The following is a 10,564-nucleotide window of genomic DNA, read 5'->3' as shown; positions in this document are numbered from 1 at the left end:
ACCAGATCCGTTTTCCGTTCCGTTTCCGGTTCGGATTTCATTTCCGGTGGCCGTTGGAGGGCCTTTGCCTTTCGGCGGTGCCGACTTTATCAGAAGTTTTGGGCCGGACTGACCGGCTCAAGGTTTCCGATTAATCGGGAGAGGCTTCTCGAAGAATTGAATTTCGTGAAGCGCGCTAGATACTAGCCGTTGCAATCGAACCTGTCTAGTTCGGGGCAACTTTTCGAATCTACCTCCCCGGTCTGTCCGTGTCAACGGTCTTTCCGGGGCGAAGAGGAGACTAGCAGGTCAGCGGGGCGCTCGCACATCAGGCAGCCGTGGGCAGCAGCGCACTGCGCTCGTCCGTGGCCACGTCGCCCGTTTCGCCCTCGCGAGCCGCTCGGCCGCCAAGGACATAGACGTACGTCAGGAAGGCCAGCTCTGCCGCGATGCCGATACCGATGCGGGCCCACGTAGGGAGGCCGGAGGGGGTGACGAAGCCTTCGATGGCCCCGGAGATGAAGAGGACCAGAGCCAGTCCGATGGCCATGCCGAGGGCCGCGCGGGCCTCTTCGGCCAGGGCCGTTCTGCGCGTACGGATGCCCGGATCGATCACCGTCCATCCGAGACGGAGTCCGGTCCCGGCCGCTACGAAGACCGCGGTCAGCTCGAGCAGGCCGTGCGGGAGGATCAGCCCCAGGAAGGTGTCGAGGCGGCCGACGGAGGCCATCAGGCCGATACCCACACCTACGTTGAGCATGTTCTGGAAGAGGATCCACAGGACCGGAAGGCCCAGGAAGACGCCCAGAACCAGGCACATGGCGGCGGCCTGAGCGTTGTTCGTCCAGACCTGGGCGGCGAACGACGCGGCCGGGTGGCTCGAGTAGTACGTCTCGTACTGGCCTCCGGGGCGGGTCATCTCGCGGAGATCGGAGGGGGCGGCGATGGAGGCCTGGACATCGGGGTGGGTGGCGATCCACCAGCCGATGAGGGCGGCTATCGCGGTCGACAGCAGCGCGGTGGGCACCCACCAGTGGCGCGCCCTGTAGACCGCTGCCGGGAAACCGTGGGTCAAGAAGCGCGTCACGTCGCGCCATGAAGCGCGGCGGGTGCCCGCCACGGCACTACGCGCGCGGGCCACGAGTTGAGTGAGGCGGCCGATCACCCGGGGGTCCGGTGCGCTCGACTGGATGAGCGAGAGGTGGGTGGCGGTGCGCTGGTACAGGGTCACCAGTTCGTCCGCCTCTGGGCCGGTGAGTCGGCGTCGGCGGCGCAGCAGAGCGTCCAGTCGGTCCCACTCGGCCCGGTGGGCGGACACGAAGACGTCGAGGTCCATCCGGTCTGCTGCTCCTCGCTTTCCGGCACCTGTACGGCGCGATGGTCCTTCAGCTTGGCAGACTGGGCGGTTCCTGGGGCAGCTCGTTGAAGGGTGGGTGGCCGGCGTGATTGAGCTGGTGACGGGTGAGGCGGTGGCGCTGGAGCTGCGGCCCGCGAAGTTGCCGAGTCGGGCGCTTGCCGTGCTCATCGATCTGGCGGTGGCGTTCGCCGTCTATATCGCGGTGACCATGGCGTTCGCGGCGGCGACCGCCTCGCTCGACGATGCGGCGGTCGCGGCCGTCGCGGTGGCGACGTTTCTGTTGGTGCTGGTCGGGATCCCGATCGCCGTGGAGACGTTGAGCCATGGGCGCTCGCTGGGGAAGCTCGCGTGCGGGCTGCGCGTGGTGCGGGACGACGGCGGGCCGATCCGGTTCCGGCATGCGTTGGTGCGGGGAGCCATCGGGGTCGTGGAGATCCTCATGACCTTTGGGGTCGTGGCGTGCATCGCTTCACTCGTGTCCGCGCGGGGCCGGCGGGTCGGGGACGTGTTCGCCGGGACCCTTGTCGTACGGGAAAGGGTGCCGACCGGGCAGTTGGCGTTCGTGCCTCCTCCCCCGCCGTGGCTGGTGGGAAGGTTCGCCGAGCTGGATCTGTCGGCCGTGCCGGAGGGGCTGTGGCTCGCGGTGCGGCAGTACCTGACGCGGATGGGGCAGTTGGATCCGCAAGTGGGGTGGGGGATGGCCGAGCGGCTCGCGGGCGAACTCGCCGCGCACACTGGGGCGTCGGTGCCCAGCGACATGCCGCCCGCCGCGTTTCTGGCGGCCGTGACGCACGAGCGGCAGTCCCGGGAGGCTCAGCGCGCCTTCGGCCCGAGCGCCGCGGGTGGGCAGGCGGCGTCGACCGTGGCTGGTGCCGCTCCCGGGCCGTACGGCGGGTACGCGGCGGCCGCGGGGCCCGTGCCGCCCACGCCTCCGCTCGCTCCTCCCGTTCCTCCGGCCCCTGCATCCCGCCCGGCCGACAACCCCCCGGCGGGGCCCGGGAGTTCGGACGGGCCGGCCACCGGGTTCGTACCGCCGGCCTGAGCGCACGGCGTCAGCGGAAGGCCGACGGCGGGTTCTCGAGGTTCTCCAGCTCGATGCCGGGGGCCGCGAGGACCACGTCGCCGCTGATGTGGACGGTCTGCTGCTCGCCCGTGTCCAGGGCTGTGACCTGGTATTCGTCCACGGTCAGAGGCCCGTTGTCAGTGGCGTGTGCTTCGCTGTTCAGCAGGGTCCAGGACTGGTCCACAGTGAGCGGCGCGAGCACGGGATCCGTCAGGGCGACGAGGCGGACGCGGGTCGGAGGGGAAGCGGGGGTGAGACCGAGCAGGCGTGCGGTGGCGATGAGGAACGCCGGGGATGTTCCCGTGAACGCGTGCGCGGGGGCGTTTCCTTCGGTGGCGTGAGTGCCCGTGGGGTCGGTGCGGACCCACGTGACGCCGTCCAGGGCGGCACCTCTCACCTGCCAGCTCGCCGCGTTCAGTTCGAGGCGGATGGGGCGGCCGAGTTCGTCGAGGGCGAGATCGATCGAGCCGGCGTGGTCGCCGGAGGGGGTGGTCCGTTGCGCTACATAGCGCCAGCCGGAAGGGCCGGGCGCGCACTGGAAGTGCTCTTCGCCGATGGGGGTGTGATCGTGCAGATCGTGAAGCGAATAACGGCCGCGGGGCATGGCGTTCGTGAGGTCCTCTGTCTGGCCTGGTGACGGCCGCCGTCGGGTGCGGGGCCGGCGGTCGTCGAAGGACGTGTCCACCGTAGCCAGCGGTGTGTGCGGACACGGGACAGGCCCCCGACACGGGGGTGCGGGGGCCTGTCCTGCGAGGCGGTCAGCCGGCGGGCGGCTGGTGCGCGGTGCCGGGGCGAGCGATCAGGAGACGCGCGCTCGGCAGGCGCGTGCTCAGTAGCGGTAGTGGTCCGGCTTGTACGGGCCCTCGACCTCGACGCCGATGTACGAGGCCTGCTCCGGGCGGAGCGTCGTCAGCTTCACGCCGAGCGAGTCCAGGTGCAGGCGGGCGACCTTCTCGTCCAGGTGCTTGGGCAGCACGTACACGCCGGTCGGGTACTCGGTCTGCTTGGTGAAGAGCTCGATCTGGGCCAGCGTCTGGTCCGCGAACGAGTTGGACATCACGAAGGACGGGTGGCCCGTCGCGTTGCCCAGGTTCAGCAGGCGGCCCTCGGAGAGCACGATGAGGACCTTGCCGTCGGGGAACGTCCAGGTGTGGACCTGCGGCTTGACCTCGTCCTTGACGATGCCGTCGATCTTCGCCAGGCCGGCCATGTCGATCTCGTTGTCGAAGTGGCCGATGTTCCCGACGATCGCCTGGTGCTTCATCTTGGCCATGTCCGAGGCCATGATGATGTCCTTGTTGCCGGTCGTCGTGACGAAGATGTCGACCTTGTCGACGACCTCGTCCAGCGTCGCGACCTGGAAACCGTCCATCGCCGCCTGCAGCGCGCAGATCGGGTCGACCTCGGTGACGATCACGCGGGCGCCCTGGCCGCGCAGCGACTCCGCGCAGCCCTTGCCCACGTCGCCGTAGCCGCAGATGAGGGCGGTCTTGCCGCCGATGAGGACGTCCGTGGCGCGGTTGATGCCGTCGACGAGCGAGTGGCGGCAGCCGTACTTGTTGTCGAACTTCGACTTGGTCACGGCGTCGTTCACGTTGATCGCCGGGAACAGGAGGACGCCGTCGCGCTGCATCTCGTACAGGCGGTGGACGCCGGTCGTGGTCTCCTCCGTGACGCCGCGGATCTCGGAGGAGAGCTGGGTCCACTTCTGCGAACCGTTCGAGATCGTGCGGTTCAGGAGCTGGAGGATGACGCGGTGCTCGTCGGACTCGGCGGTGTCGACCGAGGGGACCTTGCCGTCCTTCTCGTACTCGACGCCCTTGTGGACGAGGAGGGTGGCGTCACCACCGTCGTCGAGGATCATGTTCGGGCCGCCGGTGGGGGTGTTCGGCCAGGTCAGAGCCTGCTCCGTGCACCACCAGTACTCCTCGAGCGTCTCGCCCTTCCAGGCGAAGACCGGGATGCCCTGGGGGTCGTCCGGCGTGCCGTTCGGGCCGACGGCGATGGCCGCGGCGGCGTGGTCCTGCGTGGAGAAGATGTTGCAGGAGGCCCAGCGGACCTCGGCGCCGAGCGCGACGAGGGTCTCGATGAGGACGGCCGTCTGGACCGTCATGTGCAGGGAGCCGGTGACGCGGGCGCCGGCGAGCGGCTGCGTGGCGGCGTACTCCTTGCGGATCGACATCAGGCCGGGCATCTCGTGCTCGGCGAGGGTGATCTCCTTGCGGCCGAAGGCGGCGAGAGAGAGATCGGCGACCTTGAAGTCCTGGTCCTGTCGGTTGGCGACAGAAGTCATAAGTGAGCTGCTCCTCGGTGCTGTTGCAGTCGGTCGAGGTGGGCTGAGGCGCCTGCCCGCGATACGGGTTGTGCGCGCATGGCTGACCTGCGGAGTCCTGGGACACAAGTGTCCCCTGGCGTTCGCAGCGCAGTCCGTCGGAGGCCCTCTCTCCCTCGGCCGACCCGGCGTACGGGCCGCCCGACCGCCATCAGCAGCGACGTCTGGCTCGGTACAAAGCTACACCGATCGGCCCAGCCGAACCCACCCCGCCTCTCGATCCGGTCGCACGCGTTCCGGACCGGGCCTCCTCGCAGGACCACGGACTACCGGATCCGGGACCTTCGACTGTCGGCTCTGTCCGTATGTGTTGCACCATGCTGGGAGAGCCGCAAAGATCTGCGCGTTCTTGCACGGAACGCTTGAAGGAGAGCCACGTGACCAGTCCGGCCGACCCCCACGCGGGCGGAGGAACCGTCGAGCAGCAGAAGAAGTTGAAGCTGCTCGCGGTGACCGCATGTCCGACCGGCATCGCGCACACCTACATGGCGGCGGAGAAGCTGCAGCAGGCAGCGGACGCCGCGGGCATCGACATGAAGGTGGAGACGCAAGGGTCCATCGGGGCCGAGAACGTCCTCACCGACAACGATGTCAAAAACGCCGACGGCGTCATCATCGCCGCCGACAAGGACGTCGACCGCGCCCGGTTCGCCGGTAAGCGAGTGCTGTCGGTCGGCGTGTCGGAGGGCATCAGCCACCCCGAGCAGTTGATCGAGCGGGTCCAGAGCGCGCCCGTGGCCGGCTCGGCGGGCGGTGCGGCGCAGGAGGCCGCGGCGTCCGGCGGCAAGGAGCGCAGCGCGGCGTACAAGGCGCTGATGAACGGCGTCAGCTTCATGATTCCGTTCGTCGTCGTCGGCGGTCTGCTGATCGCCGTCTCGCTGGCGATCGGCGGTCACGCGACGCCCGACGGCATCCAGATCCCCAAGGACACGTTCTGGTTCAACGTCAACGCGCTCGGCACGCTCGGCTTCAAGCTGATGCTGCCGATCTTCTCCGGCTATATCGCCTTCGCGCTCGGTGACCGCCCCGCACTCGTGCCGGGCATGATCGGCGGCTTCCTCGCCGCCGACGCCAGCATCTACGGCTCGGACGCCAACGCCGGCTTCCTCGGCGCCATCGTGACCGGTTTCCTCGCGGGCTACATCGTCCTCGCGATCCGGAAGGTCAAGGTTCCGAAGGCCATCCAGCCGATCATGCCGATCATCGTGGTCCCCATCGCGTCCACGCTGGCCGTCGGTCTCGCCTTCATCTATATCCTCGGCGGGCCGATCTCCTGGGTGTTCACGCACCTCACCGATTTCCTCGGCGGGATGACCGGGTCGAGCGCGGTGCTGCTCGGTGCGCTCATCGGTCTGATGATCGCGTTCGACATGGGCGGCCCGGTCAACAAGACCGCGTTCCTGTTCGCCGTCGGCCTGATCGGGACGAACAACGCCGTCATGGGCATGGCCGCCGCCGCCATCCCGGTGATGCCGCTCGGCCAGGGCCTGGCCACGATGATCCGCCGCAAGCTCTATACGGACGCGGAGCGCGAAGCCGGTATCGCGGCGCTGTTCATGGGCTGTTTCGGCATCTCGGAAGGTGCCATCCCCTTCGCGGCGGCACGTCCGGCGCAGGTCATCCCGGCGAACATGCTGGGTGGCGCGGTCGCCGGTGCGATCGCCGGTCTCGCCGGGGTCGAGGACTCCGTGCCGCACGGTGGTCCGATCGTCGCGGTGTTCGGCGCGATCAGCGGTCTCGCCATGTTCTTCGTCGCGATCGTCGTGGGCACGGTGGTCACCGCCGTGACGACGAACGCGCTCGTCGGCGTGAGCAACCGCCGTGCCGCCGCCAAACAGGCCGCGGCCGACTCCGCCGAGCGCGCGCCCGAGCCGGCGCACGCCACGGCATCGGTCGCATCCACGTCCGCTTCCGCCTCGCTCCAGGCGGCCACGGCCACCGCCACCGCCTCCGGCACGGCCGAGGCCGAAGCGGCCGACGAGGCGCACGCCGACGGCACGGACACGACCGCGGATCAGAAGCCCGAGGTTCTCTCCGGCTATCTCACCGACGAGACCGTCAAGGTGCAGCTGGACGCGCAGGACAAGGAAGCGGCCATCCGTGAGATGGCGGGCCTCGCCGCCCGTACCGGCAAGGTCACCGACGTGGAAGAGCTCGTACAGACCGCGCTGCGTCGCGAGGAGCAGGGCACGACCGGGCTCGGCGAGGAGATCGCCATCCCGCACGCCAAGACGGACGCGGTGACCGCCCCGGTCGTCTGTTTCGCGCGGTCCGACGAGGGCATCGAGTGGGGTTCGCTCGACGGCACGAAGGCCAGGCTCGTCTTCATGATCTCGGTGCCGGAGGCCGCCGCGGGCGATGAGCATCTGCGGATTCTGGCGCTGCTGTCGCGGAAGCTGATGGACACGGAATTCCGGGCGCGGTTGCAGGCGGCGCCGGACGAGGCGGCGATCCTCGAGGTGCTGTCCGAGGTGCAGTGACCGCAACGCGTGTCTACGTAGATGGGGCCCAGCCGAGATTCTCGGCTGGGCCCCATCTACGTAGAGGGAGTTTTCAGTGCTCCGGTGTCGGCGTCGGGCCGCCGGGGCGGGCGTCCGGGTCGGAGCCCTTCGCGGCCTCGGTCTCGCTGTAGATGTCCGGTTCGAGGTAGATGACGCGGGCGATCGGGACGGCGGCGCGGATGCGGGCCTCGGCGTCGTTTATGGCGCGGGCAATCTCGGTGGCCGTGTCGTCGTGCTGCACGGAGATCTTCGCGGCGACGAGGAGTTCCTCGGGGCCGAGGTGGAGCGTGCGCATGTGGATCAGGCCGGTGACGGTGTCACCGTCGACGACGGCCTGCTCGATCTTCGCGACCTCGTCGGCGCCGGCGGCCTCGCCGAGCAGCAGCGACTTGGTCTCCAGGGCGAGGACGATCGCGATGGCGATCAGCAGGATGCCGATGCAGAGGGTGCCGATGCCGTCCCAGACGGCGTCGCCGGTGGCAATGGTCAGGCCGACGCCGAACAGCGCGAGGACCAGACCGATGAGCGCGCCGAAGTCCTCCAGGAGGACGACCGGCAGCTCGGGCGCCTTGGCGCGCTTGATGAACTGGCCCCAAGAGAGCTTTCCGCGCAGCGCGTTGGACTCCTTGATGGCCGTACGGAAGGAGAAGCCCTCGGCGATGATCGCGAAGACGAGCACGCCGACCGGCCAGTACCAGTGCTCCAGATCGTGCGGGTGGCTGATCTTTTCGTAGCCTTCGTAGACGGCGAACATGCCGCCGACGGAGAAGAGGACGATCGACACCAAGAAGGCGTAGATGTAACGCTCGCGTCCGTACCCGAAGGGGTGTTGCGGAGTCGCCTCGCGCTGGGCCTTCTTGCCGCCGATCAGCAGCAGGAACTGGTTGCCCGAGTCCGCGAGCGAGTGGACGGCCTCGGCGAGCATCGACGAGGAGCCGCTGAAGAGGAACGCCACGAATTTCGCTACCGCGATCGCTAGGTTGGCGACCAGCGCCGCCACGATCGCCTTGGCTCCGCCTGAAGCACTCATGTCGTTCCTGGTGTCCTTTCGAGGTTCTACGTTCGTCCCGTGCGCGGTGGGTCATTGTTGCAGCACGGGACGTCGCAGGTACCTCTCAGGCCACCACCGTCGCACGGAAAACCGTGCCGGACCCGGACACATTCACCTTTTCGTTCGCCGGAACGAAGGCCGACTCGCCGGGCGCGAGCGCGAGCTCGCCGACCCGGACGGTGCCCGCCGTGCACAGCAGGATCTGCGGCGTAGCGGCCGTCAGGTCGTAGTCCGCGCCGCTCTCGGGCAGGACGAAGCGCGAGAGACGGAACTCGTCGATGGGGGTGTCGTAGACCTCTTCGCCGTCCGGCGACGCCTCCGGGCGCAGCACGCCGGGGTCGGTGCCCTCGAAGCGGACGATGCGCAGCAGCTCGGGGACGTCGACGTGCTTGGGGGTGAGGCCGCAGCGCAGTACGTTGTCCGAGTTGGCCATGATCTCGACGCCGAGGCCGTCGAGGTAGGCGTGCGGGACGCCGGCGCCGAGGAACAGGGCCTCGCCGGGCTGCAGTTGGACGTAGTTGAGCAGCATGGCCGCGATGACGCCCGGGTCGCCGGGGTAGTGGTGGGCGATGCCCGCGTACGGCTCGTAGGCGCCGCCGATGCGCTGGGCGGCGGCCGTGGCCTCGGTGACGGTCCGCTCCATGTCGGCCGGGTCCGCGCTCAGTACGGCGGTGAGGACCTCGCGCAGCGCCGCCTCTTCGGGGTGGGCGCGCAGCAGATCGGCGTACGGCTTGAGGCTGTCGACGCCGAGGCCTTCGAGCAGTTGTGCGGCTTCCTCGGGTGCGCGGAAGCCGCACAGGCCGTCGAACGGCGTGAGCGCGCAGATCAGTTCGGGCTTGTGGTTGGCGTCCTTGTAGTTGCGGTGCGGGGCGTCGATGGGGACGCCGCGCTTCTCCTCGTCCTCGTAACCCTCCTTCGCCTGCTGGAGGTCGGGGTGCACCTGGAGGGAGAGGGGCGCGCCCGCGGCGAGCAGCTTGAGGAGGAACGGGAGGCGGGGGCCGAACTTGGCGACCGCTTCGGAGCCGAGCTCCGTCTCCGGGTGCGCGTCGATGACCTCGTTCAGCGGGCCGCGCTCGGTGCGTGAGGGGGCGCCCGGGTGCGCGCCCATCCACATCTCCGCCTGCGGTTCACCGGTCGGGCTTACGCCGATGAGCTGCGGGATGGCGGTGGTGGAGCCCCAGGCGTAGGGGCGGATGGTGTTGGTGAGGCGGTCCATGAGGGGTTCTTTCGGTACGCGGTCCAGGGCGGGGCGGCCGGGCGCCGTCTGCCGGCCGGCCGGAGAAAGGGTCGGTCCGGGTCAGGCCCGCGAGGCGAGACCCAGGTAAACGGCGGCGAAATCCGTGACGGCGATCAGCTCCGCGAGGGTCTCCAGGTCGCTGCCCTCCTCCGGCTCCAGCTCGCTGATGGCGATGTCGTGCGAGAGCGCGAGTTCGCGGGCCGCGGGCGCGGCGGTGAGGCCGCCGGCGGGCCGGTCGCGCAGCAGGACGACGCGGGCGCGCAGCATCTGGACCTCTTCGACGCGGTCGCGGAAGAAGTCGTCGGGGTCGGCGCCTGCGGCCAGGTCGCCGGTGAGGAGCGCGCCGTGGGCGGGCATCGCCTCGGGCAGGTCGGCGGCGAGCGCGGCGCGCCCGGCGAGTTCCGCGAGAGCGGCGGCGAAGCGGCGGCCCGCCGGGCCCGCGGCGGCGCCTTCGGTCCAGATCAGCGGGAGCGCCTCGGCGAGTTCGGCGGCGAGCGTCTTGGCCGGGTTGCTGTACGTGGCGATGGCCGGGCCGCAGCGCTCGGCGACCTGGTCGAGGCGGTCGGCGACCTTTTCGAGCGTGTCCGGCGGGGCCGAGAGGAGACCCGTGCGGTCGAGCAGCGCGAGGAGGGGCGTGAGCAGCGCCCAGAGTGCGCCCGGCGCGGAGGCGGCCGCGGGTTCGTCCTGCTCGTACGGGGCCGTGGCCATCGGTACGGACAGTCCGTGCGCCCCTGCGACCGCCTCGGTCAGCGGGGCGCCGGAGGGGCAGACCGCGACGACCGCGACGCCGCGCCGGTACGCCTGTTCCACGAGGAGCGAGAGGCTCGGCTCCGTGCCGTCCGGGGTGGCGACCAGGAGGAGGTCGACCGAGCCCGCCCAGCCCGGCAGCTCCCAGCGCAGCGCGCCGGACGCGGGGGCCACACCGGCGGGGCGCAGGCGGACGACCGGGCAGGCCGCGCCGGCCAGGCGTGTGATGAGGTCGGCGACGCCCACGGCGGCCGTGCCGGGGCCCGCGATGAGGACGGCGCGGGGGCGGCCGTCGGG

General features: G+C 69.9%; 8 protein-coding genes. 2 read left to right on the top strand and 6 right to left on the bottom strand.

The window, feature by feature from the left end; genetic code table 11:
• Positions 1–307: 307 nt before the first annotated feature.
• On the bottom strand, positions 308–1,315 hold the full coding sequence (locus OKJ99_RS37725) for a stage II sporulation protein M (RefSeq protein ID WP_326022920.1): 1,008 nt from the start codon (positions 1,313–1,315) through the stop codon (positions 308–310).
• A gap of 106 nt (positions 1,316–1,421) precedes the next feature.
• Here OKJ99_RS37725 and OKJ99_RS37720 point away from each other — a divergent pair, with 106 nt between their 5' ends.
• Complete coding sequence (locus tag OKJ99_RS37720) at positions 1,422–2,378, top strand: RDD family protein (RefSeq protein ID WP_326022918.1); 957 nt, start codon at positions 1,422–1,424, stop codon at positions 2,376–2,378.
• Positions 2,379–2,388: 10 nt separating this feature from the next.
• Here OKJ99_RS37720 and OKJ99_RS37715 read toward each other — a convergent pair whose 3' ends face one another.
• Entirely contained in the window at positions 2,389–3,003 is a 615-nt protein-coding gene (locus OKJ99_RS37715) for a hypothetical protein (RefSeq protein ID WP_326022917.1), read from the bottom strand.
• A gap of 225 nt (positions 3,004–3,228) precedes the next feature.
• The gene (gene ahcY, locus OKJ99_RS37710; RefSeq protein WP_326022916.1) at positions 3,229–4,692 is read right to left on the bottom strand and encodes an adenosylhomocysteinase; all 1,464 of its coding nucleotides are present in this window, start codon (positions 4,690–4,692) and stop codon (positions 3,229–3,231) included.
• 416 nt (positions 4,693–5,108) lie between these two features.
• Here ahcY and OKJ99_RS37705 point away from each other — a divergent pair, with 416 nt between their 5' ends.
• Positions 5,109–7,211 carry a fructose-specific PTS transporter subunit EIIC gene (locus OKJ99_RS37705; protein ID WP_326022915.1) on the top strand — a complete coding sequence of 701 codons (2,103 nt, stop codon included), beginning with the start codon at positions 5,109–5,111 and terminating at the stop codon, positions 7,209–7,211.
• A gap of 73 nt (positions 7,212–7,284) precedes the next feature.
• On the opposite strand, the gene OKJ99_RS37700 is transcribed toward OKJ99_RS37705, so the two are convergent.
• The 3 genes from OKJ99_RS37700 to OKJ99_RS37690 all read right to left on the bottom strand — a co-directional run.
• Complete coding sequence (locus OKJ99_RS37700; RefSeq protein WP_326022914.1) at positions 7,285–8,262, bottom strand: cation diffusion facilitator family transporter; 978 nt, start codon at positions 8,260–8,262, stop codon at positions 7,285–7,287.
• Between the two features lie 85 nt (positions 8,263–8,347).
• Complete coding sequence (gene manA, locus OKJ99_RS37695; RefSeq protein WP_326022913.1) at positions 8,348–9,499, bottom strand: mannose-6-phosphate isomerase, class I; 1,152 nt, start codon at positions 9,497–9,499, stop codon at positions 8,348–8,350.
• Positions 9,500–9,580: 81 nt separating this feature from the next.
• A partial coding sequence (locus OKJ99_RS37690) for an SIS domain-containing protein (protein ID WP_326022912.1) occupies positions 9,581–10,564 on the bottom strand: 984 nt, incomplete at its 5' end.

It is taken from the genome of Streptomyces endophyticus (assembly GCF_035798155.1).
In the GTDB taxonomy this organism is placed as follows: Bacteria; Actinomycetota; Actinomycetes; order Streptomycetales; family Streptomycetaceae; genus Streptomyces; species Streptomyces endophyticus.
Note: the sequence above shows the minus strand (reverse complement) of the source record. Positions and strands in the feature narration are given on the sequence as shown.

What these genes read in the sequence shown, in the direction of transcription:
- OKJ99_RS37725 (WP_326022920.1), bottom strand. Translation starts at nt 1,315, where the DNA reads ATGGACCTCGACGTCTTCGTGTCCGCCCACCGGGCCGAGTGGGACCGA.
- OKJ99_RS37715 (WP_326022917.1), bottom strand. Translation starts at nt 3,003, where the DNA reads ATGCCCCGCGGCCGTTATTCGCTTCACGATCTGCACGATCACACCCCC.
- ahcY (WP_326022916.1), bottom strand. Translation starts at nt 4,692, where the DNA reads ATGACTTCTGTCGCCAACCGACAGGACCAGGACTTCAAGGTCGCCGAT.
- OKJ99_RS37700 (WP_326022914.1), bottom strand. Translation starts at nt 8,262, where the DNA reads ATGAGTGCTTCAGGCGGAGCCAAGGCGATCGTGGCGGCGCTGGTCGCC.
- manA (WP_326022913.1), bottom strand. Translation starts at nt 9,499, where the DNA reads ATGGACCGCCTCACCAACACCATCCGCCCCTACGCCTGGGGCTCCACC.